We start from the raw sequence: 22,245 nt of genomic DNA on the forward strand, positions 1-22,245 counted from the left end.
CAGCGCGCCGCAGCCGGGGCAACGGGTGGTGGGGGCCTCCTCCATCGCGGCGGGCGGGAGGGCTTCGCGCAAGGCGCTGTGCAGGTCATGCTCGTTCAGCGCGCGCAGCCGCACTTCGGGCGCGGCGGGAATGTCCTGCTCGTGGCCGCAATGGGCGCAGCGGAGATGGGTCTGCCCCGGCGCAAAGCGCAGGTCAGCCCCGCAGGATGCGCAAGGAAAATGCCGCTCGGTCAAGGAGTTGGTCACGGGATGCGCGTCCTGAATTCGGGTCGATGGATCGGGCGACACGGCCCGCAGGGCACAGCACTACAGCGAAAGGCGGGCCGAAAAAAGCCCGCCTGTCAACAGCTTGAACAGATCACACGCCCGGCGGCGGGGGCGGCGGCACCATGGCGAACAGCCGCGACAACTCGGTCTCGGCGGCGGGCTTCCAGCCCTCCATCCCGGCGGCCCAGACCATCGTGGCCCGGGTCAGCGCGCCCGATTGCACCATGGCCGCCAGATCGCCCTCGCCAAAGGGCCCCTTGGTCGCGCCATTTTCCGCGACATGCCAGGCCTTTGCGGCGGGCGGGGGCGGCGGCGGCGCAGCCGGAGCGGCAGCGGCGGGGGCGGCGCCCCAGGGGCCGGCCATCGTCTGCCCCATGCCCAGCCCCATGCCGGCCGCCATGCCTGCGCCCATCATGGCACCCATGCCATTGCCCGGCTGCGCCATGGCCTCGGCGGCGTTGAACTGCATGTATTTGTTCAGATCGCCTGCGACGCCCATCGAGGTGCGCTTGTCCAGAACCTTCTCGACCTCCTCGGGCAAGCTGATGTTTTCAATGTAGAATTCCGGCAGGGTCAGGCCATATTCGGCAATCTTGGGCGCAATCGCCGTGGCGATCAGCTTGGCCAGATCGCCGGTATTGGCGGCCATATCCAGCACCGGGATGCCCGAGCCCGCCAGCACGCGGCTCATCTCCTGCACGATGGTGTTTCGGATCTGGTTCGAGATCTCGTCCGCGGTAAATTCGCCATCGGTGCCGACGATTTCCTTCAGGAACACCCCCGGATCGGAGACGCGCATCGAATAGGTGCCGAAGGCGCGCAGACGCACGGGGCCGAACTCCGGGTCGCGGCACATGATGGGGTTTTTGGTGCCCCATTTGAAATCGTTGAACCGGGTCGTGTTGACGAAATAGACCTCGGATTTGAAGGGCGAGTTGAAGCCGTGATCCCAGTGTTGCAGGGTGGTCATGATCGGCATGTTGTTGGTTTCCAACATATAAAGGCCGGGGCCGAACACGTCGGCCAGCTGCCCCTCATGCACGAAAACCGCCGCCTGCCCCTCGCGCACGGTCAGCTTGGCGCCGTATTTGATCGCCTGCCCGCGGCGTTCAAAGCGCCAGACCATCGTGTCGCACGTGTCATCGAGCCAAGAGATGACGTCGATGAATTCGCCCTTGAGGAAGTCGAAAACCATGGCAATTGCCTTTCGCTGATCCGGGCCGCCCTGCCCGGCTTTGCGTTGAACATAACGCAGGAAACGCAGCTTTGAAGGGGAAAAGCGTGCAAATCCGGGGGGAAAGACGTGGAAAGCGCGGCAGCCGGGTGCTTGAAATGAACCCTTGTTCAGTTTACCGGGGAAGGATGGCACGCAAGACCGGATCGCATTCGGAAATCACCGGGCCGCGCATTCGCGCGGTGGCGGAGCGGTTGTTTGCGCGCCATGGCTATGCGGCGGTGTCGATGCGGCAGATCGCGGCGGAGGTGGGCGTGCAGGCGGGGGCGCTTTACCTCTATACCCCTGACAAACAAAGCCTTTTGGCCGATATGATGCGCGAGCATCTGGAGGGTTTGCTGGCCGCTTTGGCGGATTTGCCCGCACCTCCAGACCCCGCAGAGGCGCTGGCGCAATTTGCGCGCTTCCATGTGGACTACCATATCTTGCGGCCCGATGCGGTTTTCATCGCCTATATGGAGTTGCGCAATCTGGAGCCTGCGCATTTCGCGCAAGTGGAGGCGCTGCGCCGCCGCTATGAGGATGCGCTGGAGGCGATCTTGCAGCGGGGGCGAGATATGGGGGTCTTTAGCCTGCCAGACACAAAACTTGCCACCTTGGCGCTGATCGCCATGCTGACCGGGGTGACCAACTGGTATCGCGAGGGCGGGCGTCTGGGCCGGGCAGAGGTGCTGGGCATCTATGCCGACATGGCCCTGAAGGCGGTCGGCGCGGGGCCGAAACGGTAATCCGCGATACAGTTTGGCCCGGAAATTGGGGCAAAGTGTAACGGCATAGACGCTTTGGAGCGGGATTGGCCGAGGCCACAGGCGGGCGGATCAGGGAACGCATCGCGTTTCCCCGCCCGCTGTGGAAACGGCGCAGCACGACCGGCACCGCCAAAGAGACAGAGGCCAGCGCCTGACCTGGCGGGCGCAAAGCGCCTGCCATGGGCAGGGCAGGCGCTGGCCGGGGGCTTTGGGCCCCCGGCGGTTTGGGGGCAACCGCACCACATGGCCCCGGCAATGGCCGGGGCCAGGGTGGGTCAATGCGCGGGCTTGATGAAGGTGCCGTTGCGCAGGTCGGCCATGGCCTGCCAGATCTCGGCCTGGGTGTTCATGACGATCGGGCCGTGCCAGGCCACCGGCTCTTCGATGGGCGCGCCGGAGATCAGGAGGAAGCGGATGCCTTCCGGCCCGGCTTGCACCGTCACCTCGTCCCCCGTGCCGAACCGAACCAGCGTGCGGTTGCCCGACAGATCGCGGATGTTCACCTCCTCGCCGCGGACCTCCTTCTCCAGCAACACGCCTTGCGGGCGGCTGGCATCGCGGAAGGTGCCGGAGCCGGCAAAGATATAGGCAAAGGCCCGGCGATAGGTATCGACCTTGAAACGGCGCCGGGTGTTCGGCGGCACCGAAATGTCGAGATACTGCGGATCGGCGGCAATACCGTCGACCGGCCCGCGCTTTCCCCAGAAACTGCCGGTGATGATCTTCACCCGCGTGCCGTCATCCTCGGTCACCACCGGAATATCGGCGGATTTCACATCCTGATAGCGCGGCGCCGTCATCTTCAGGGCCGAGGGCAGATTGGCCCAAAGCTGAAAGCCGTGCATCTGGCCCGCAGCATCGCCGCGCGGCATTTCCTGATGGAGAATGCCAGAGCCCGCGGTCATCCATTGCACATCGCCGCCCGCAAGGCTGCCGCGATTGCCAAGGCTGTCGCCATGCTCGACCGTGCCGGACAGCACATAGGTGATGGTTTCAATGCCGCGATGCGGATGCCACGGGAACCCGGCCTGATAGGCGCGTGGGTCATCGTTGCGGAAATCGTCGAACATCAGGAAAGGGTCAAAGGCCTCCGGCTCGGTAAAGCCGAAAGCGCGGTGCAGATGCACCCCGGCCCCCTCGATGGCGGGGCGGGCGCGGGTTTCGGAAAGGACGGGACGGGCGCTGGTCACGGACATGGGACTCTCCTTTCTGGCGGATGCTGGATAGGTAAGATGCCGGGGGCCTTGCGTCCATGCGCAGATCAAGAGGGCTGAGGTGCAGAAATGCACAAAACGCCGCCGCCCCGGTGAACCGGAGCGGCGGCGCCGAAAGATCCGCAAGGATCAGGTGCAGGCACCCGGATTGCTGAAGGCCACAGCGGCAAAACGCGGCCGCACCGGGATGAACTCGCCAAATTCCATCGGGATCACCTGACCCCGGCTGAACAGCTGGAAATCCATCTCGGTCTCGATCAGCAGCTGGGTGGTGCCATTGGCGGCAATCGGCAGGTTGTCCTTCACCGCTTGCAGCGTGGTGGTGGTATAGGCGGGCAGTTGCGCCGGGTCCATCGAGCAGGACCATTGCACCTCATAGCGGTTGCGCGCGGAGACCCAGACAATGCTGGACATGCGCAGGCGCGGCACCTGGTCGCCCTCATTGGTCAGATAGGCCACCATGTTTTGCAGCCCCTGCGCATCCGCCGCCGTGAGCGCGGCGCCTTGCCAGCGCGACAGCACGTCGGACACGGTGTAAGAGGCTTTCTGGAGCTTGTTCATGGTATGATAGCCATCCCAGAACACCACCATCGAAAAGGCGGCCCAGATCAACAGCGGCAACATGAACACGGATTCGATGACGGCATTGCCGTCCTCGTCGCGCAGGAAGCGGCGCGGCGCCGAGAGCAGGGAGCGGAAAAGATCGGTCCTCATCATGCGCCTCACGGTTCGTTCAGGAAAGCGGTGGTTGCCAGCATGCGATAGCCCCCCGAGCGCACCCCATGGATGTCATGGGTCTCGCGCTGCAACCCTGCGGCAATGCCGGTGCCGGGGAAGATGGCCTCGGCAATGTAGCAGACGCGCATGACCATCAGCACCTGACGGGCCTGCGGGTTGGGATCGACCTGCCCCGGCGGATCAATGGGCAGCGAGCGGTCGCGACAGGTGCCATCGCCCACCGGCATGGTCCAGGTGGTGGTGGCCACCCGGGTGAGATCGACCTTCAACGTCGTGCCGCAATCGGTGAGTGACGGCGCGTTGCGGCAGATCATGTCCTTGATCGTGGCGTGATTGGGGTTGGTCATCTGGTTCAGGCGGATCGCGCGGACGGTGATATCGACCGCGCGCTCCAGAATGGTCTGGCGGACCGTGAACAGGCCGATCTCGAACGAGGCGGCGAACAGCGCGAAGAACAACGGAAACACCAGCGCAAAACCAACCGCGGCGTTGCCGTCCTCGCGCCGCAGCCAGGCCCGGGCATGGCTGCGGAGGTTGGACAGGCGGTGCGTCATTGCGTCAGCCTCAACATGGTGATCTGGTTGGCAATCGACTGGAACACGGTGCCGATTTGCAGACCGGCGGCATCATAGTAATGCGCATCCGAGGAGGCACAGGCGCGCACCTGGGCACGGCCGGTATCCGGGGCCTCGAAACCGATGCCATAGACCACGATCCCGGCCTCCTTGGCGGCAGAGCAGACCTGTTGCAGGCGGGTGTTCTTGTTCGTGTACACCGCTTCGACCATGTTGTTGTATTGGGTCGTGGTATTGATGCCCATCGGGCGGTTGTAGTAGTTGAGGGCCACCCGCTGCACGGACCACAGGTGGAAGACCTCGGGCCAGGTGCGTTGCGTCGTGCCGGCAGGTGGCGTGCTGCGCCATTGGCCATCCGAGATGTGGTAGTAGTCATTCGCGGTATTGGCGCGGTTGAAATAGGCGGCAGAGGTGGTGCCGGCGGCACTCGACCAGATATGCGACAGGCCGGTGCGATAGCCGCTTTTCAGCTTGTATTCGGTGGTGTTCTCGCCGTCGGTCATCACCACCAGCACCTTGATCGTCTCGTAGGGATCAAAATTCAGCGGGCGGCTGGCAAGGCCGCTGACCACAGCGCCGCGCGCGATCAGACCGGCGGTCACCGGGCGCGAATTGGGCGACAGCAGCATGGCGCCCCATTTCACCCCGAGGTCGATGGAGGTGTTGCCCCCCACGCGCATCGCATTCACCTTGGCTTTCAGCGCCGTGGCATTGCCGCTGATCGGCAGGACATAGTTCGAGGCTTGCAGCGTCGGGTTGCCGTTCCACTCGTTATACCACGAGCAGTTGGTCTCGGTGCGGTTGCTGCCGGTGCCGTAGAAGGGGTCGAAATGGCCATTGTGATTGAGGCTCATCGTGCGCGACAGGTCGATCGAGCTGAACACGCTGTCGGGCAGTTCGATGCAGGAGGTATAGTCTTGCCCGGTGATCCGCGGCGCGTTGAATTGCGCCATCAGATCGGGGCCCAGGTTCACCTGCGCGGAATAGGGCACGATGGAGATGGTGGCCTTGCCCGGCTCGGAATTGTTCATGATCGTGTCGATGAAATCGCGGGCGGCCGGGCGCAGGTTGTTGATGCGCGAGCCGTTCATCGAGCCGGAAATGTCGAGAACCAGCGACACTTCGACATTGGAGATCCGTTCTTCGGCGCCGCTGTCGGCATTGGCTATGAAATCCTCGACCCCGAACATCTTCATGAAGAAGGGCCGGGTATCGGCGCTGGCCTCGGCATTCACCGTGCGATAGTTCAGCCCGTCATCCACGGTCACGCCGGTCAGGTAATCGGCCATGCCGGCCTTGTCGAAGTAATCCTCGACCACGGTTTGCGGATCGAGCGTCTGTTTCAGGCTGGAGGCGGACAGCACGCTGTTATCCAGCGTCTGCTGGATCGCCACGCGCTTTTCCTCATGCCGCATGACATCAATGGCGAGCCCGCCAATGAGAACCATCAGGAACAGGACCATCATCGAGAAGGGCAGGATGGAGCCATCCTCCGCCTCGGCAAAGCCATGCAGTCTTGCCCGCGGGGAGGAGGGGGCGGGCGCCCCGTTCTTGTGTTTCATGTCCATCGTGCAGCCCTTTCCCGGACCAGTCGTCACTCGTATTCCGATCGCCCGCCCACCGAGCAGACGGGGGGCAGGAGATATGCAAGGGTCATCAAGCGGGCCAGTTGGGGCGGAAATGTGGCAGTCCGGCGGGGGGTCTCGGGAAAATCCGACAGGCTTGTAAACACTTCTGGCGCGGCGCGGGCATTGTGGAAACAGGCGAAACAGCGAGCGGGTCGGCGTTAACCGCTTTGCCGACGGGCGTTAAGAATTTGGTCACGAATTGCGGCAAAGCTGGGGGAGGACGAATCAAGATTCGGGGCAAACCGTGCCGCCGCCAAGCCCCGGTTTCGTTGACTTTTACCCATCCCGCGCCATAAGGAGGGCTGAGCAGACATATAAGGGTAAATCCCATGACCTCCTTTCTTGCCGGGCTGCTGCGCGGCCTGTTTCCGGCGCTGGCGCTGGCTTTTGCGGTGATCGTTCTGGGTGGCGCGGGCCTTTACGGGCTGGCCACGGGCAATGCGCTGACGGCTGCCGTGCTGGCGGTGGCGGGGCTGATGGCCGTGGTGGTGCTGTTCGGCATGCTGGCCTTGCAGATCGAAAACCACAGCCTGCTGGCGCGCATCGCCCAGGGCCAAGGCCAGGGTGCCGTGCAGGCGGCGGCGGGTTTTGGCTATGCCATGGCCGAACCGGAGCCGGAAAGTCTCTATCCCGCCCCGGCCCGCGCCCAGGGGCGCCGGGTGGAGCCGGTGGTGACGCTGCGCGCCCAGCCCAGCTACGAGCCGATCTGATGCAGGATCTGGCCGCCTTCCGCCACGCCCTGCATCGCGCGCCCGAGATTTCGGGCGAAGAGGCCGCAACGGCGGCGGCCGTGGTCGCCTTCACCGCCGCGACAGCGCCCGACCGGGTGCTGACGGGCCTTGGCGGCCATGGCGTTGCGCTGGTCTATGAGGGCGCGGCGCCGGGGCCTGCGGTGATGCTGCGGGCCGAGCTGGATGCGCTGCCCATTCTGGATGCGGCGGAGGTGGACTGGCGCTCGCAGGTGGCGGGCAAGGGGCATCTGTGCGGCCATGACGGGCATATGGCCATTCTCTGCGGCGTGGCGCAGGGGCTTGGCGCGCGGCGCCCGGCCCGCGGGCGGGTGGTCTTGCTGTTCCAGCCCGCCGAGGAAGATGGCTCGGGTGCGGCGGCAGTGCTGGCCGATCCGCGCTTTGCCGGGATCGCGCCGGACTGGGCCTTTTCGCTGCACAATCTACCCGGCGTGGCCCTGGGCGCGGCGGTGCTGTGCGACGGCGCGGCGAATTGCGCCTCGGTGGGCATGAAGATCGCGCTGAGCGGGCGCACCTCGCATGCGGCGGAACCCGATCTGGCGATCTCGCCCGCGCGGGCCATTGCCGATCTGGTGCCGGGCTTGCAGGCGCTGCGGCAGGGGGAGGCGCTGGCGCCGGGCTTCCGGCTGGTGACGCTGACACATCTGCGCATGGGCGAGCCGGTCTTTGGCATCACGCCGGGCGCAGGCGAGGTTTATGCCACGCTGCGCACGCTGCAAGACAGCGACATGGCGGCGCTGAAGACCGAAGCCGTGGCGCTGGCGGAAAGGCTGGCGGCGCGCGACGGGCTGGGGCTGGAGATCAGCTGGCATGATGATTTCGCCGCCAGCGTGAACGCCCCCGACGCAGCCGCCCATCTGCGCGCGGCCCTGCTGGCCGAGGGGATTACGCTGGTTCCGGCGCGGCCCATGAAGGCCTCGGAGGATTTCGGGCGCTTTGGCGCGGTGGCCCCCTGCGCGATGGTCTGGATCGGCGCGGGCGCAGATCACCCGCCGCTGCATGCGCCGGATTATGATTTTCCCGATGCGCTGATCGGCCCCGGTTTGCGGGTTTTCCAGCGGCTTTTGGCCGATTTGCTGGGCTGACCGGCGGTTTCGTCAGAATCCGGCACGCTTTGCCGTCTCATGTTAGCGCCACCATCCTTGCCGCACCCCGCCCCGCCCGCTAGGAGTTCGGCAATGATTGCTCCAGAGGGATGACCCATGGCTGACGCCGCAGAATTTCAGGATCGCTTGCTTTCGCTGGGCTTGGCCCGTGTGTCGGAGGCCGCCGCCTTGGCCTCGGCGGCGCTGATCGGGCGCGGCGACGAGAAGGCCGCCGATCAGGCCGCCGTCAACGCGATGCGCGACCAGCTGAACCTGCTGGATATTGCCGGTGTGGTGGTGATCGGCGAGGGCGAGCGCGACGAGGCGCCGATGCTGTTCATCGGCGAGGAAGTCGGCAGCGGCAAGGGCCCGGCGGTGGATATCGCGCTGGACCCGCTGGAAGGCACCACGCTGACCGCCAAGGACATGCCGAACGCGCTGACCGTGATCGCCATGGCGCCGCGCGGCACCCTGCTGCATGCCCCTGATGTCTATATGGAAAAGCTGGCGATCGGCCCTGGCTACAAGCCTGGCACCGTCACCATGACCATGACGCCTTCGGAGCGCGTCTCGGCCCTGGCCGCCGCCAAGGGTGTCTCGACCGAAAATATCACGGTTTGCGTGCTGGAACGCCCGCGCCATGAGGAGCTGATCCGCGAGATCCGCTCCACCGGGGCCTCGATCCGGCTGATCACCGATGGCGATGTGGCGGGCGTGATGCATTGCGCCGAGCCGGAGGTGACGGGCATCGACATGTATATGGGCTCGGGCGGGGCACCGGAGGGGGTGCTGGCCGCGGCGGCGCTGAAGTGCATGGGCGGCCAGTTCTTCGGCAAGCTGCTGTTCCGCAACGATGACGAGAAGGCCCGGGCCGTGAAGGCCGGGATTCAGAATTTTGACCGGGTTTACACCCGTGACGATCTGGTGCGCGGCGATGTGATCTTTGCGGCGACGGGCGTGACCGATGGCTCGCTGCTGGCCGGGATCAAGCGCGAGCCGGGCTGGATGACCACCGAGACGCTGCTGATGCGGTCGAAGACCGGCTCGGTGCGGCGGATGACCTACCGCTCGCCGATCAAGTGAAGCTACGGAAGGCTGGGCCGAGGCCATCGCCGAGGTCATGTTGAAACGCTTCCGCGTTTGGGCCGTTGGCCCAAAGCCAACGGCCAGCGCCCGCCCCGCCATTGGCGGGCGCTTCGCCCCCGCCGAGGCAGGCACTGGCCTTTGCAGCAGTTGCGGAGACCGTCTGGCGGCACTGTGGTATGTCCGGGCGGGGGAAAGCGGTGCTTTCCCTGATCCGCCCGCCTGAAAGCGCGCACCTGCACATCTTCTGCACATCCCATGCGCGGGGGCTTCGCGAAACCTCTGACACAGAGGGGAAAATCGCAGGAGACCCCGATGCCCCGCCCCTTCCCCCCGACCGGATTGCCCGAAGCGCTGGCCCGCGATGGCTGGTGGTTTGATGCGCCTTCCCCGCCCGAGCGCGCGCCAGAGCGCAGCCGCGCGTTGCGCCCGGCGGGCATGGCGCTGCTGGCGCTGGTGGCTTTGGGCGATCTGCTGTTCTGGGGCCATGCGCCGGGGCTTTCGGTGGCGGTTTTCGCGCTGGCGCTGTTTGGCGCGGGGGTGGCAGTGCGCCGCCCGGCGCGTTGGAAGGGGCCGCTGGCGCTGATGATCGGGGCGGTTTTGCCGGTGATGGAACTGGTGCAGCCCCTGTCGCTGGCGCTGCTGGGCCTTGGCCTGCTGGCCGCTCTGGCCTGGGCGCATGGCGCGCCCGGCCAATGGGCGCGGACCGCGGCCGGGCTGCTGCTGCATCTGCCGCAAGCCCTGCCCGCCGCCCTGCCCGCGCTTTGGGCGGCGCGGCCGCGCGGGCTGTCGGCGAGGGGCGCGCTGCGGGGCTGGGCCTTGCCGCTGGGTGGTGGCCTCGTGCTGCTGGCGCTGCTGATGCAGGCCAATCCGATCCTGTCGGATTGGCTGCAAGGCTGGCAGCGGCCGGGGCTGGACCTGCCGCGCCTGCTGGCGCGGGCGCTGTTCTGGGCGGGGCTCGCGCTGCTGATCTGGCCGCTGCTGACCCCGGCCCCGCTGGCCCCCCTGCCGCGCTTGCGCCCGCGCGCCCTGCCCGGCCTGAACGCCGAGGCGGTGGCCCGCGCGCTGGTGCTGTTCAACGCGGTGCTGGCCGTGCAGACCGCGATGGATGCGCTGTTCCTGTGGGGCGGCGCCGCCCTGCCGCCGGGGATGAGCGCCGCCGAATATGCCCATCGCGGCGCCTATCCGCTGATGGCGGCGGCGCTGCTGGCCGGGCTGTTCGCGCTGCTCGCCCGCCCCTTTCTGGCCGAGCGGCGCGGGCTTAAGCCCTTGATGATGCTGTGGATCGGGCAGAATGTGGCGCTGACCGCCTCGGCCCTGCTGCGGCTGGAGCATTATGTGGGCCTCTATGGCCTCACATGGCTGCGGCTGGCGGCGGCGATCTGGATGGCGCTGGTGGCGCTCGGCCTGATGCTGGTGGCGGTGCAGATCGCCCGGGGGTTCAGCACCCGCTGGCTGATGATCCGCTGCGCGGGGCTGGGGCTTGGCACGCTGTATCTGTGCAGCTTTCTGAACTTTGCCGCCGTGGTGGCCCGGGTGAACCTGACCCATCCCGCCCCGGATATGGGCTATACCTGCGCCCTCGGCCCGATGGCGGCGGCAGAGCTGGCGGCCCATCCGCGCGGGCAGGTTTGCCTGATCGAGCTGCCGCAGATCGAGGGCTGGCGCGATTGGGGCTTTCGCGCCGCCCGCGTCCTCCGCTACACCAATGGCGTGACGGAGGCGGTGCGATGAAAATTCTGGTGGTGGATGACGATCCGCGCCTGCGCGAGCTGGTGGTGATCGCGCTGGAACGCGCCGGTTTTGCCACGCTGACCGCCGCCGACGGGCAGGCCGCGCTGACCCATGCCACGCGCGAGGCGCCCGACCTGATCGTGCTGGACATCGGCCTGCCGGAAATGGACGGGCTGGAGGTGTGCCGCCGCATCCGCCACGGATCGGAGGTGCCGATCCTGTTCCTGACCGCCCGGGATGACGAGATCGACCGGATTCTGGGCCTGGAAATGGGCGCCGATGATTATGTGACCAAACCGTTCTCGCCGCGCGAGCTGGTGGCGCGGGTGCGCGCGATCCTGAAGCGCAGCCAGGGCGCCATGACAGAAAAGCCTTTGCGTCACAACGGGTTGGAGCTGGACCGTGCAAGGCATATCTGCCGGGTCGGCACGGCGGCGGTGGATCTGACCGCGACCGAGATGGCCATTCTGGCGGCGCTGATGCGCGCCCCCGAGCGGGTGTTCAGCCGCCCGCAGCTGACCGATGCGATCTGGGGCGCGGGCAGCCCGGTCTCGGACCGCACGCTGGACAGCCATTTGCGCAACCTGCGCCGGAAACTGGCCGAGGCCGGCGCGGGCGAGGCAATCCGCACCGTGCATGGCGTGGGGATCGGGTTGGCGGCATGAGGAAATGGCGGCCTCCGCTTTGGCTGGTGCTGGGGGGGGCGCTGGCGGCAACGCTGGCCTTCGCCTTGGCCGGGCTGGTGGCGCTGCGCTATCTGGGGCCGGAGATCGGCTTTCGCGCCGCGGCCATGGCGCTGGCGGCGCTGATCGGCCTGCTGACGCTGGGCCTTGCCTGGCTGCTGGCGCGGCTGCTGCTGCGCCCTATTCAGGCACTGGCCCGCTATGCCGCCGAAACGCGGCAAGGCGCGGCCGAAGTGCCTGCCCATTTTGGCACGCGCGAAATTTACGCGATGGCGCAAGGGGTTATCGGTATGGCGCAGGCGCTGCAAAGCCGCGAGGCAACGATCCGCAGCTTTACAGATCACGTCACGCATGAGTTGAAAACCCCGGTGACGGCGCTGATTGCGGCGGCGGAACTCTTGGAAGATGGCGATCTGGCCCCAGGGGACCGGGCTTTGGTGGCGCAGGTTGGGTCTGCCGCACGGCAGATGCAGGCGCAATTGGCCAGCCTGCGGACGATGGCGGCAGCGCGCGAGCCGGGCCATCACGGCGCCTGTCGGCTGGCGGATCTGGCGCTGCATGGCGCGGGGCTGCGGCTGGAGATCGTGGGCGCGGACCGGCTTTTGCCACTGGCCGAAAGCGGTATGCGCCTATGCCTCAAGCATTTGATGGAGAACGCGATTTCCCATGGCGCGCGGGCGATGCGGCTGGAGGCGGGCCCGGGCACCCTGCTGGTGGTGGATGACGGGCCGGGCATCAGCCCCGGCAACCGCCCGCATGTGTTCGAGCCGTTTTTCACCACCCGGCGCGAAAGCGGCGGCACCGGCATGGGGCTGGCCATCGTGGCAAGCCTGCTGGCCGCGCATGGCGCCACGATTGCGCTGGTGCCACCGCCCGAGAACTGGCCCGGCGCGGCCTTCCTGATCCGCTTTGCTTAACCTTTTTTCAAGGTTTCGTTCGCAGGATGTTCTGAAACCGAGCTTCAGAAGGGGGAACAGGGGTCGAGATCACTCTGGCTGCAACACCATCTGGGTCTGGGTCACCAGCGCCGCCAGCTTGCCCTCGGCGGTAAGAATGCGGGTTTGCCAGACCTGCGTCTTGCGGCCCCGATGCAGCGGCTCGGCCACGGCGGTGGCGGTGCTGCCGGGGGGAATGGGGCGGAAGAAATTGGTCTTGCTTTCCACTGTCACCGTCCCCTCGCCGGGGCGGAGGTTCAGGAAAGTGGCCGTGCCACCCAGATTATCGGCCAGCGCCATGATGGCGCCGCCGTGCAACTGGCCGTTGCGATTGGTCAGGGCCTCGGTGACCGGCAGCGCGGCCTCGACCCGGTCGGGGCTGGCATGGGTGATGCGCAGGCCCAGCAGACGGGCAAAAGGCGGCTGGTCGGCGGCGATCTGGTCGGGGGTCATGGCGGGCCTGACATTGCGAAAGGAGGGCGGATGAAGCGGGGATCAGAAAAAGCAACGCCCACCCTGTCCGGGCGGGCGCGGGGCTTTCATCGGGCAAAGATGGCTCAGCGGCGACGGTCGCGACGGGCGCTCATCGGCTGGAAGGCCACGCCCACATGCGCTTCGCAATAAGGCTTGCCGGGATGCGAGGGCAGACCGCAGAACCAGAAATCATCGGTCGCCGGATCGCCGATCGGCCATTTGCAGGTGCGTTCGGTCAGTTCCATCAACGTCAGGCGACGCGCGCGCTTCTCAACCTCGCGGGCCGAGGCCAGCGTTTCGGGGCTGATCTCGTTGAGCGAGGGCTGCGGCGGCAGGGGTTGACCAGCGGGCACGATGGCCTTGCGCAGGGGCAGCGGCGTGACGTTGGAGCCAGCGGCGGCCGGCGCCGCAGCGGGGGCCGGACGCTCGGCGGCAGGGGCCGGACGCGGCTCGGGCGCGGCTTTCGGCGCGGGCTGGGCCGCAGCGGCGACAGGTTCGGGCGCGGGTTTCGGAGCCTCGACGGGCTTCGGCGCCGGTGCCTCGGCCACGGCCTCATCCTCCGCCGCGCCGCCGCCCACGCGGTTCGACAGGCCAAGGCGATGCACCTTGCCGATCACGGCATTGCGGGTGACCCCACCCAGCTCCTTGGCGATCTGGCTGGCGCTCTGGCCCTCTGCCCACATTTTCTTGAGCGTCTCGACGCGCTCGTCGGTCCAGGACATGCTTCACTCCGGTTCGGAAATCCCGCGGCCCGGCCAATGCCGGAAGGGGCGACAGTGCATTTTACCCGCCCCTGCCGCAGATACAAGCCGGAGATGGGGCTGATTCTCCGCGATCGCAAGGGCAATCAGTCCAGCCGGAACAGCTTGTCGCGCGATGTGGCGCCCCGGATGAGGCTGAGCCGGGTGCGCGCCACGCCCAAAGCCTCGGCCAGCAAGGCCTGCACGGCGCGGTTGGCACGGCCATCCTCCGGTACTGCCGTCACCTGCGCGCGCAACTGGCCATCTTCTTCTGTCAGGGCATTGCGCCCGGCGCGCGGCGTCACGCGCAAGGCAAACTCGGCCCCTGGCAGCGCGCGGGCGGAAAGGTCTGGGCCACGGGGCCGCGCCACGGGATCAGCTGCGCAGGCCGGTTTCTTCCAGCAATCCCATACGCTTGGCCTCGTAGTAATAGCCTTTGGAATACCAGCTGACCGCGCGGTCGGGATTGCCCCGCGCCACCAGATAGGCGCCGCGCAGATATTTCACACCATATTTCAGATTGGTTTCGGCATCGAGCAAATCGCCCGGCGCGCCGCGATGGCCCATGGTGCGCGCCGTGGCGGGCAGAATTTGCATGAGCCCGTAATAGGGTCCATTGCGCGCGCCGGGATTATAGCCGCTTTCGCGCTTCACCACGCGATGCACCAACTTTTCCGGCACGTCATATTCGCGGGCATATTTGGCAATCAGCCGGTTCACCTCGGCCGGTCCGCCGCTCTCGGGCGCCTCGCCGCGCCGCGCCTCGCGCTTGCGCCCGCCACAGGCAGCAAGCGGCAGGGCCAGGGCAGCCAAAACCAGAACACGGCGGGAAATCTGAGACATCGGGGGCTTCCGGGCTATCGGGGGAGTGGTGTTCCCGGGTGATAGCCGCTTGATCGGCCCCAAAACAAGGGTTTGGCGCGGGTTTTGCCGGTGGGTGGCGTGTTTCTGCCGCCTTTTCAGGGCTGCGACGCTTCCCCCCGCCGCTGCGGGCGCCTATCTTCGGGCAAAGCGAGACAGGATGCCCGATGCCCACCCCCTCCCCCCAAGCCCTTGAGTTCCTGCGCGCGCGCCGTTCGGTGCCGCCGAAAACCATGACCGGCCCGGCGCCGACGCCTTCCGACCTGGCGCCGCTGCTGGAGGCGGCGCTGCGCGTGCCTGACCATGGCAAGCTGGAGCCGTGGCGGCTGGTGGTGATCGAGAAGGGCGCGATGGGGCGGCTGGCGGATCTGGCGGAGGCGCGCGCCCAAGCCCTTGGCGATGCAGAGAAACTGGCCAAGGCGCGCGGGCAGTTCGATCAGGGCGTGCTGATTGTGGCGGTGATTTCCAGCCCGAAACCGCACCCCAAGGTGCCGGTGAGCGAGCAACAGGCCTCGGCCGCCTGCGTCTGCCTGAGCCTGGTGAATGCGGCGCTGGCAAGCGGTTGGGCCGCGGCCTGGCTGACCGGCTGGGTCAGCCATGACCCGGAATTCAGCCGCGCGGCCTTTGATCTGGCCGAGGGCGAGACGGTCGCGGGCCTCGTGCATATCGGGCGCGAAACCAGCCCGGTCTCGGATCGTCCGCGCCCCGATGTGGCGGCATTGACCCGCTGGGTGTCGGCATGACGATCTTTGCCGATTTCTCGCGCGCGCTCAGCCAGTTGAGCGATCCGCGCTTTCTGCGCGTGGTCGCGCTGGGGCTGGGCCTGTCGCTGGCCCTGCTGGTCGGCGCCTATGCCGGGCTGTTGCTGCTGATCGACTGGCTGGCCCCCGCGACGGTGGAGATCCCGTTCCTCGGGCCGGTGGGGGGGCTGGAAACGCTGCTGTCGGTCGGGTCGTTCTTCCTGATGATCGGGCTTTCGATCTTTCTGATGGTGCCGGTGGCGGCGCTGTTTTCGGGCCTGTTTCTGGAGGATGTGGTGCAGGCGGTGGAGGAACGCCACTATCCGTCCGAACCCGCTGTGCCGCCGGTGAAACTGGCCGACAGCCTGATCGACGCGCTGAACCTGTTTGGGCTGCTGATCCTTGCCAACAGCTTGGCCTTATTGCTGTATTTCTTTGCCGGACCCTTCAGCCCGCTGGTGTTCTGGGCAGTGAACGGGCTGCTGCTGGGGCGCGAATATTTCACGCTGGTCGCCATGCGGCGGCTGGGGCGGCAGGGCGCCAAGGCGCTGCGCGCGCGCCATGCCGGGCAGATCTGGCTGGCGGGCGCCTTGATGGCGGCGCCGCTGTCGATCCCGCTGGTGAATCTGGTGGTGCCGGTCCTGGGGGTGGCGACCTTCACCCATCTGTTTCACCGGCTGAACCGCGCTCAGTGAGTGGCCTCCGGCGCGCTGGTGGCGCGTTCCGGCCCCAGCGTGCCGCGGAAATCCAGATCGCGCACCGAGACCACGCCGCTGGAGATGAACCAGACGATCCCGGCCCAGACCACCACGGCAATGCCGGTGGTGATCAGGGCCTTTTTCTTCACATTCTCGCTGGACGGGGCCGATTTCGGCGTGCCCGGCACCACCGCGCCCGCATCCTGCTGGCTTTGAAAGCGCATCGGCAGAACCATGTAGAACACCATGAACCAGGTCACGGCGAAAACGATGAGCGCGGCGGTGATCGACATGTCAGACTTGCTCCAGTTCCACGAGGCAGCCGTTGAAATCCTTGGGATGCAGGAACAGCACCGGCTTGCCATGCGCCCCGATCTTCGGCTCGCCCGAGCCCAGCACCCGCGCGCCCGCAGCCTTCAGCCGGTCGCGCGCGGCGAGAATATCTTCCACCTCATAGCAGATGTGATGGATGCCGCCTGCGGGATTCTTCTCCAGAAACCCGGTGATCGGCGAATTTTCTCCCAAAGGATAAAGCAGTTCGACCTTGGTATTCGGCAGGTCGATGAACACGACGGTCACGCCGTGGTCGGGCTCGTCCTGCGGGGCGCGCACCGAGGCGCCCAGCGTGTCACGATATTGCGCGATGGCGGCCTCGAGGTCGGGGACCGCGATGGCGACATGGTTCAGACGTCCGATCATCCTGCTCTCTCCTTCAGGCTGGGCGCCGGGGCCGGCGGGCCAAGGCCGGGCACGGGCGCATCACAAGGCCTGTCGCTTATGCGGCGCCCCCGGCCCTGTTGCAAGCCCGGGGGGCTGTTTACCTGACATTAGGGATTTTCTGATTGGGTGAGGTCAGGACGCCTTGCTGCCACAGGAGGACCGATGCCCCACCCGCCGCCCCTGCATTTGCCGGCCGCCCCGGCGCAGCCCGCTGCCCTGCCGCTGCGGGGGATGACCATTCTGGCGGTGGAGGACAGCCGCTTTGCCTCGGATGCGCTGCGCCTGCTGTGCCAGCGGTCGGGGGCGCGCCTCCGGCGGGCCGAATCGCTGGTGCTGGCGCGCTCGCATCTGCGCTGTTACCGGCCCGATGCCGTGCTGGTGGATATGGGCCTGCCCGATGGCCATGGCACGGCGCTGGTCCGCGATCTGGCGCTGCGGGCGAATCGGCCTGCCGTTCTGGGCATGTCGGGCGATGAGGGCGAGCGGGTGGCGGCGCTGGCCGCCGGGGCGGACAGTTTCCTGCTCAAGCCGGTGGCGAGCCTGCGCAGCTTTCAGGCGCTGATCCTGCGGCTGGTGACCGGCCAGCAAAGCCCGCTGCCCGAGGAGGAGCCGCAGCCCCCGCTGCTGGACCCTCTGGCCCTGCGCGACGATCTGGCCCATGCCGCCGATCTGCTGCTGGGGGTGCGCGACGATCAACATACGCGCTATGTTGCAGGCTTTGTGGCCGGGGTTGCGCGCGTCTCCGAGGATGATGCGCTGCTGCGCGCCGCCCATGCCGCACGCCATAATGGCCGGGCCGAGCTGGACCCGCTGCTGCGGCTGCTGCGGCTGCGGCTGGCCTTGCCGGTCAGTGCCTTGCTGGCGCCTGCGAGCAATCAGCCGGGCAGCGCCGCGCATTCCGCATAGACCATGACCTCCTGATCGCCCTCGCCATGGATCAGCAACGCCGTGTCGCCCTTGGTCCACCAGACAAACATGCCATCGGCGCTGAGATAGCGCGCGCCGGAGGCACTGGTCGCGATCTCGAACCCCATTTGCCGCCCCTCGAAACTGACCACGGCAAAGCTGCGGTCACCGGGGTTCAGATAGGTGGCCTGCACCAACGCGCCGCGCTCGCAGCGATAGGTCTGGCTTTGCATCTCCTCGGCGGCGGCTGGGGCCGCCAACAGGCAAAGCGCAAGCGTGAAACGGGTCAACATCGGAACCTCCTCAATGGGTCTGGCCGGTTTTGGCATGGGCGGCGGGGCTGTGTCAGGGGTCAGACCAGCGGATCATTCCCCGCTCGCGCCAGCTGCGTCAGATCGCTGAGCCGCTCGCGCTGACGCCCCCCGGCGCTGAAGTTCGCGGGGGCAAGCCAGGCGCGGAAGGCCTCGTCCAGCCCCGGCCATTCACTGTCGATGACCGAGAACCAGGCCGTATCGCGATTGCGGCCCTTCACGATCACATGCTGCCGGAACACCCCCTCATAGCTGAACCCCAGACGCTGCGCCGCGCGGCGGGAAGGCATGTTCAGCGCATCGCATTTCCACTCGAAGCGGCGATAGCCCTGCGCAAAAGCCCAGCCCATCATCAGCCAGATCGCCTCGGTCGCGGCGCGCGTCTTTTGCAGCTCGGGGCCAAGGCAGATATGGCCGACCTCGATCACGCCATGAGCCTGGTCTATGCGCAGGAACGAGGCGACCCCGGCGACATGGCCGGTTTCCCGATCGCGAATCGCCAGAAACACCGGGTCGCGGCTGGTCTCGCGGTCCTTCGCCCAGCGGTGATAGGCCGCAGCCCCGGCAAAAGGCCCATAGGGCAGATAGGTCCACAACCGATCTTCGCCAGAAAAGGCGCGATACAGATCGCCCGCATGGGTATCGGCCTCCAGGGGCTCAAGACGCGCCCAATGGCCCTCCATCATCACCCCGAACGGATGCGGCGGCGGCGTGAAGCCCCTGACCTCGAACCCGATTTCACCCGACATGCACCACCTCCGCCCGATCACCCCAAGGTTACCAGCGCGAGCGCAAAGCGCAAGGATGGCTCAGCGCAGGATGCGCGGGTCGGCCCCCATCTGAAGGCCGGGGAACACGGCATTTTCCAGCACGCCGCGCTCCAGCCCGAACAGGCCGCGCATCGCCCAAGCCGCCCAGGCCCGCACGTCGGAGGTGGGCATCAGGTCGCGGCGATCATAGAGCGCCGCCTCCTCCAGCCCCGGCCAGGTGCCGAAAACCTGCCCGCCACGCAAGGCCCCCCCGGCCATCACCATGGTGCCCCCCGTGCCGTGATCGGTGCCCTGCGAGCCGTTCTCGGCCGCGGTCCGCCCGAATTCGGTCATGCACAGCACCACCGTCTGCCCCCAGACCGGGCCCAAGCCGGCACGCAGTTGCAGGATCAGCCGCTCCAGCCCCGAAAGGCTGGGGCCCAGCGTCGTATCCTGCCGCCGGTGCGTATCCCAGCCCGACAGCGAGAAGGCCGCAATCCGGCTTTCCCCGCGCAGACGATCCGCCGCGAAATCGGCCAGCCGGTCAATATCGGCCAGCCGCCGCCCGGCGCGCGGGGGGGGCGCGGGCATCTCAGGCGCCATCGTCTCCGGGTCCATCGCGGCCATATCCTGCGCCGCGCGCAGGTCTTCGGCATTCAGCTCCTCGGCCAGCTCCATCGCCTCCAGCGCCGCATCGCGGAACAGTTCATCCTCGTGATAGACGCGTTCCAGCAACAGCCGCGCCTGCGGGCTGAGGTTCAGCCGCTGCTCCGGCACCCAGCTGCGCACCCCGGCGCTGCCCGCCAAAAGCGGCATGGCCTCGCGCCCGATGGCATAGGCGGTTTCCGATTGCAGGCCCGGCACCACCTGCAACATGCGGTTCAGCCAACCATCGCGCACCTCGGGCTGCGGCACGTCAAGGCCCGTCCCGGCCTCCAGAATATCCTGGCCGTCGAAATGGCTGCGCTTGTCGCGATAAGGGGTGGAGACCGCCTGCGCGAAGGCCAGCTCCTGCGCCGACCACAGCGGCGCCAGCCCGGCCAGCGCCGGATGCAGGGCATAGAAGCCATCGAGCGGCAGGCCCGGCCCCCCGGCACTGGACAGTTTGGGCCGCAGCCGCGCCAGCATCGGGTCACCCACCGGGCGCAGCGCATCCAGCCCGTCCATCGCGCCGCGCAGGATGACGACGACCAGCCGCCGCTCGCCAAAGGCGGGCACCCCTCCTGCCAGCGTCACGGTGGTGAGCCAAGGGCTTGCCGCCGCCGAACAGCCCAGCACGGCGGCGGCACCGCCACGCAGGAACATCCTTCGGTTCAGATCGCGCATCACGGCCCCCTATCGACGGTTGAAAGCTGGCGAGGCCAGCACAAGACCCAGGCCTTCGCGCGGGCTTTCCGACCGGGCGGCCCAAAGCGCCAGATCGCCCTGCCCGGCCATATCGCCCAGCACGCGCGCGGCAAAAGCAGCGGGTTCGGGCATGGCCCCGGCCTCGATCAGCCGCCCCGGCACCTCCATCGCCCAGGTGATGCGGGCGGCGAGACCCTGCGGCGTGATCCAGGCGGAGGCCGCCTCGGGCCAGCCATCGGGGCCACGCGGGTTTTCCCAATCCTGCCCCATCAATTGCATCGGCTCGCGGATCATGCGGCGGAACGGCTTGCCCCCCATGCGCAAGACCGCAGCCCCGTCAACGCCCAGGCCCCGCAGGGCGGCCACCATGAAATCAAAGGGTTGGCGGGCCTTTTGCAGGCTCGGCTCCCAGGCGGCGGGGGCGTTCAGCAGCACGCGGATCATGGGCAGAAGCGCGGTATCGGCGGCCAGATAGGCCTCGGCCATGCGCGCCACCAAGGCCTCGTCGGGCGTGTCCGACAGGAAATGCACTACCAGCTTGCGCGCGAGATGGCGGGCGGTTTCGGGGCGGCGGGCCAGATCGGTCATCACGGCGCGGATCGGCCCCAAGCCCTCGGGGCCATAGATCTGGCCCAACACCGTCTCGCTGCCGGGTTCGGCCTTGCGCGGGACAAAAACCGCGCCCTCCGCGATCGTCACATCAAGGCCCGTCAGCAGCTCGGCCAATTGGCGCACATCGTCCTGACGATACCCGGCGCCCACGCCCATCGTGTGCAGCTCGATCATCTCGCGGGCGAGATTTTCGTTCAATCCCTGGCCCTTGCGCTGCCCGGCCGGGGAATTCGGCCCGACAGAGGCGACCTGATCCAGCCCCAGCAGAAGGCCGGGATGCAGCTCGACCGCCATCAGCAGATCGGCAAAGCGCCCGGTGACATGCGGGCGGATGGCATGGTCGATCCGGCTGACCAGAATGGCCCGCTGATCCCGCAGGCGCGGCAGGGCAGAGAAATGATCGGCCCAGAACCGCACCAGCCTTTCGCGCAAGCCATCGGGACTGTCGAGGCCACGGGCGATTTGCAAGCGCAGGAACAGCTCCAGCTGGTCTTCGACCTCGCGCAGGACGCCGTTGTAGGCCTTGCGCTCGGGCGATTTGCGCGGTGTCTTGCGCGCCACCAGCCGCGCCTCCATGGAGCGTGCGAATTGCGCCTGCACCTCGGCCGGGGTCGGGCCGGGAAACAGCGCCAGCCCGGGATCGGGGCCGGCCAGCTGGGCCAACATGGCCTCGGGATCGGTGGGCGCGCCTGCAGGCAGGGGCAGGCCATGGCCGAAACGGAAGGCGGCAAGGGGAACGGGGTCGGTCATATGGGGGCCTCTGGTCCGGTCCCGCCCAACATAGGGGTTGCGGGGCGGGTTGAAAGCCCCCTGCCCCGCGCGAGCCCAGCCATCCGCGACAATTTGCCGTCAGAAGCGGAAGCCGTGCGGATAATCATGCAGCCCGTCGAAATCGGCCTTGCCGATCTCCAGCCCCTGTTGGCGCAGCACGGCAAAGGCCATGCTGGCATGGAACAGGAAATTCGGCATGCCGAACAAATGCAGGAAATCACTGCCATTCTGGGTGAGTTCGGCAAAGCCCGCGCGGTGGCGGACGCTGCGGGTTTCGGCACCGGCAAAGGCGGCAGGGTCCAGCGCGGCAAGGCTTTGCCGGGTGGAGGCGAGGCGGCGGCCCAGCCCGATCCGGTCCAGCACCAGCGGGCCGTCGGGCGGCGGCTCGGCCCCGGCCAGCGGGCAGGCGATGCGCAGGGCAAAGCCTGCCGCCGTCGCCACCTGCTGCGCGGCGGTGAACATGTCGGGCGCCAGACGCGCGGCCAGCATCTGCTCGCGCCCGGCGCTGCGCTCCACCAGCCGGGCCAGCTGGCCCAGATAGTGATCAAAGACAGGACCGGAGGCGGTATAAAGGGCGGGTGTCATCTGTCTGATTTCCATAAAGAAAAGCCCGCTCTGCCGGGCGGCGGAGCGGGCCTTGGG

26 protein-coding genes and 1 pseudogene are annotated in these 22,245 nt (G+C 67.4%); 10 read left to right on the plus strand and 17 right to left on the minus strand.

The annotated features are described in order from the left end of the window. Both JNN06_RS03455 and JNN06_RS03460 read right to left on the minus strand, forming a co-directional pair. Positions 1–246, minus strand: a pseudogene (locus tag JNN06_RS03455) (primosomal protein N' (replication factor Y) - superfamily II helicase); the annotation flags it as partial. 112 nt (positions 247–358) lie between these two features. Then, positions 359–1,462 carry an SPFH domain-containing protein gene (locus tag JNN06_RS03460; protein ID WP_291238204.1) on the minus strand — a complete coding sequence of 368 codons (1,104 nt, stop codon included), beginning with the start codon at positions 1,460–1,462 and terminating at the stop codon, positions 359–361. 167 nt (positions 1,463–1,629) lie between these two features. Between JNN06_RS03460 and JNN06_RS03465 the strand changes: the two genes are divergently transcribed. Continuing rightward, complete coding sequence (locus tag JNN06_RS03465; RefSeq protein ID WP_291238205.1) at positions 1,630–2,229, plus strand: TetR/AcrR family transcriptional regulator; 600 nt, start codon at positions 1,630–1,632, stop codon at positions 2,227–2,229. A 296-nt stretch (positions 2,230–2,525) separates the two neighbouring features. Here the strand turns inward: JNN06_RS03465 and JNN06_RS03470 are convergent, their stop codons facing one another. The 4 genes from JNN06_RS03470 to JNN06_RS03485 form a co-directional block, all read right to left on the minus strand. Continuing rightward, positions 2,526–3,446 (minus strand): pirin family protein, encoded by a 921-nt coding sequence (locus tag JNN06_RS03470; RefSeq protein ID WP_291238206.1) that lies wholly within the window; start codon positions 3,444–3,446, stop codon positions 2,526–2,528. Between the two features lie 147 nt (positions 3,447–3,593). Then, a complete protein-coding gene (locus JNN06_RS03475) occupies positions 3,594–4,178 on the minus strand; it encodes a hypothetical protein (RefSeq protein WP_291238207.1) in 585 nt (194 codons plus the stop codon). Between the two features lie 8 nt (positions 4,179–4,186). Beyond that, positions 4,187–4,756, minus strand: coding sequence for a TadE/TadG family type IV pilus assembly protein (locus JNN06_RS03480; RefSeq protein WP_291238208.1), 570 nt, complete (start codon positions 4,754–4,756; stop codon positions 4,187–4,189). Then, positions 4,753–6,339: a pilus assembly protein TadG-related protein gene (locus JNN06_RS03485; protein WP_291238209.1), complete on the minus strand. Its 1,587-nt coding sequence runs from the start codon at positions 6,337–6,339 to the stop codon at positions 4,753–4,755. The genes JNN06_RS03480 and JNN06_RS03485 overlap by 4 nt, the downstream gene beginning before the upstream one ends. Positions 6,340–6,734: 395 nt before the next feature. On the opposite strand from JNN06_RS03485, the gene JNN06_RS03490 reads away from it, so the two are divergent. From JNN06_RS03490 to JNN06_RS03515, 6 genes are all read left to right on the plus strand, one after another. Continuing rightward, the gene (locus JNN06_RS03490; protein WP_291238210.1) at positions 6,735–7,115 is read left to right on the plus strand and encodes a hypothetical protein; all 381 of its coding nucleotides are present in this window, start codon (positions 6,735–6,737) and stop codon (positions 7,113–7,115) included. Then, a complete protein-coding gene (locus JNN06_RS03495; RefSeq protein WP_291238211.1) occupies positions 7,115–8,239 on the plus strand; it encodes an amidohydrolase in 1,125 nt (374 codons plus the stop codon). Before JNN06_RS03490 ends, JNN06_RS03495 begins: the two co-directional genes overlap by 1 nt. A 117-nt stretch (positions 8,240–8,356) precedes the next feature. Then, entirely contained in the window at positions 8,357–9,322 is a 966-nt protein-coding gene (gene glpX / locus JNN06_RS03500; protein ID WP_291238212.1) for a class II fructose-bisphosphatase, read from the plus strand. Positions 9,323–9,637: 315 nt separating this feature from the next. Further along, on the plus strand, positions 9,638–11,056 hold the full coding sequence (locus tag JNN06_RS03505; protein WP_291238213.1) for a DUF4173 domain-containing protein: 1,419 nt from the start codon (positions 9,638–9,640) through the stop codon (positions 11,054–11,056). After that, positions 11,053–11,721 (plus strand): response regulator transcription factor, encoded by a 669-nt coding sequence (locus JNN06_RS03510; RefSeq protein WP_291238214.1) that lies wholly within the window; start codon positions 11,053–11,055, stop codon positions 11,719–11,721. The genes JNN06_RS03505 and JNN06_RS03510 overlap by 4 nt, the downstream gene beginning before the upstream one ends. Then, positions 11,718–12,656, plus strand: coding sequence for a HAMP domain-containing sensor histidine kinase (locus JNN06_RS03515; RefSeq protein WP_291238215.1), 939 nt, complete (start codon positions 11,718–11,720; stop codon positions 12,654–12,656). The genes JNN06_RS03510 and JNN06_RS03515 overlap by 4 nt, the downstream gene beginning before the upstream one ends. Before the next feature lie 69 nt (positions 12,657–12,725). Here the strand turns inward: JNN06_RS03515 and JNN06_RS03520 are convergent, their stop codons facing one another. From JNN06_RS03520 to JNN06_RS03535, 4 genes are all read right to left on the minus strand, one after another. Next, positions 12,726–13,127, minus strand: a complete 402-nt coding sequence (locus JNN06_RS03520) for a PaaI family thioesterase (protein WP_291238216.1) — start codon at positions 13,125–13,127, stop codon at positions 12,726–12,728. 104 nt (positions 13,128–13,231) lie between these two features. After that, complete coding sequence (locus JNN06_RS03525; RefSeq protein ID WP_291238217.1) at positions 13,232–13,870, minus strand: GcrA family cell cycle regulator; 639 nt, start codon at positions 13,868–13,870, stop codon at positions 13,232–13,234. A 125-nt stretch (positions 13,871–13,995) separates the two neighbouring features. Then, entirely contained in the window at positions 13,996–14,259 is a 264-nt protein-coding gene (locus JNN06_RS03530) for a DUF167 domain-containing protein (protein ID WP_291238218.1), read from the minus strand. 4 nt (positions 14,260–14,263) lie between these two features. After that, positions 14,264–14,731 carry a lytic transglycosylase domain-containing protein gene (locus tag JNN06_RS03535; protein ID WP_291238219.1) on the minus strand — a complete coding sequence of 156 codons (468 nt, stop codon included), beginning with the start codon at positions 14,729–14,731 and terminating at the stop codon, positions 14,264–14,266. Positions 14,732–14,916: 185 nt separating this feature from the next. Here JNN06_RS03535 and JNN06_RS03540 point away from each other — a divergent pair, with 185 nt between their 5' ends. Both JNN06_RS03540 and JNN06_RS03545 read left to right on the plus strand, forming a co-directional pair. Next, the gene (locus JNN06_RS03540; RefSeq protein WP_291238220.1) at positions 14,917–15,492 is read left to right on the plus strand and encodes a nitroreductase; all 576 of its coding nucleotides are present in this window, start codon (positions 14,917–14,919) and stop codon (positions 15,490–15,492) included. A gap of 2 nt (positions 15,493–15,494) precedes the next feature. Continuing rightward, complete coding sequence (locus tag JNN06_RS03545; RefSeq protein WP_291238236.1) at positions 15,495–16,184, plus strand: EI24 domain-containing protein; 690 nt, start codon at positions 15,495–15,497, stop codon at positions 16,182–16,184. Here JNN06_RS03545 and JNN06_RS03550 read toward each other — a convergent pair. Together JNN06_RS03550 and mce are read right to left on the minus strand one after the other, a co-directional pair. Then, positions 16,178–16,480, minus strand: coding sequence for a DUF1467 family protein (locus tag JNN06_RS03550; RefSeq protein ID WP_291238221.1), 303 nt, complete (start codon positions 16,478–16,480; stop codon positions 16,178–16,180). The two genes, JNN06_RS03545 and JNN06_RS03550, sit on opposite strands and share 7 nt — an antisense overlap. A gap of 1 nt (position 16,481) precedes the next feature. Then, positions 16,482–16,886: a methylmalonyl-CoA epimerase gene (mce, locus tag JNN06_RS03555; RefSeq protein WP_291238222.1), complete on the minus strand. Its 405-nt coding sequence runs from the start codon at positions 16,884–16,886 to the stop codon at positions 16,482–16,484. A 183-nt stretch (positions 16,887–17,069) separates the two neighbouring features. On the opposite strand from mce, the gene JNN06_RS03560 reads away from it, so the two are divergent. Further along, on the plus strand, positions 17,070–17,813 hold the full coding sequence (locus tag JNN06_RS03560) for a response regulator (RefSeq protein ID WP_291238223.1): 744 nt from the start codon (positions 17,070–17,072) through the stop codon (positions 17,811–17,813). On the opposite strand, the gene JNN06_RS03565 is transcribed toward JNN06_RS03560, so the two are convergent. The 5 genes from JNN06_RS03565 to JNN06_RS03585 all read right to left on the minus strand — a co-directional run bounded on the left by JNN06_RS03565 (position 17,783) and on the right by JNN06_RS03585 (position 22,188). Beyond that, positions 17,783–18,106: an MliC family protein gene (locus JNN06_RS03565; RefSeq protein WP_291238224.1), complete on the minus strand. Its 324-nt coding sequence runs from the start codon at positions 18,104–18,106 to the stop codon at positions 17,783–17,785. The genes JNN06_RS03560 and JNN06_RS03565 overlap by 31 nt on opposite strands. A 59-nt stretch (positions 18,107–18,165) precedes the next feature. Beyond that, positions 18,166–18,810, minus strand: coding sequence for a GNAT family protein (locus JNN06_RS03570; protein WP_291238237.1), 645 nt, complete (start codon positions 18,808–18,810; stop codon positions 18,166–18,168). Between the two features lie 123 nt (positions 18,811–18,933). Continuing rightward, a complete protein-coding gene (locus JNN06_RS03575) occupies positions 18,934–20,199 on the minus strand; it encodes a DUF1501 domain-containing protein (RefSeq protein WP_291238225.1) in 1,266 nt (421 codons plus the stop codon). Positions 20,200–20,208: 9 nt separating this feature from the next. Beyond that, on the minus strand, positions 20,209–21,582 hold the full coding sequence (locus JNN06_RS03580; RefSeq protein ID WP_291238226.1) for a DUF1800 domain-containing protein: 1,374 nt from the start codon (positions 21,580–21,582) through the stop codon (positions 20,209–20,211). Positions 21,583–21,681: 99 nt separating this feature from the next. Further along, positions 21,682–22,188, minus strand: coding sequence for a DUF1993 family protein (locus JNN06_RS03585; RefSeq protein ID WP_291238227.1), 507 nt, complete (start codon positions 22,186–22,188; stop codon positions 21,682–21,684). Between the last annotated feature and the right edge of the window lie 57 nt (positions 22,189–22,245).

This window comes from Gemmobacter sp. (genome assembly GCF_016792925.1).
Taxonomy (GTDB): Bacteria; Pseudomonadota; Alphaproteobacteria; order Rhodobacterales; family Rhodobacteraceae; genus Gemmobacter.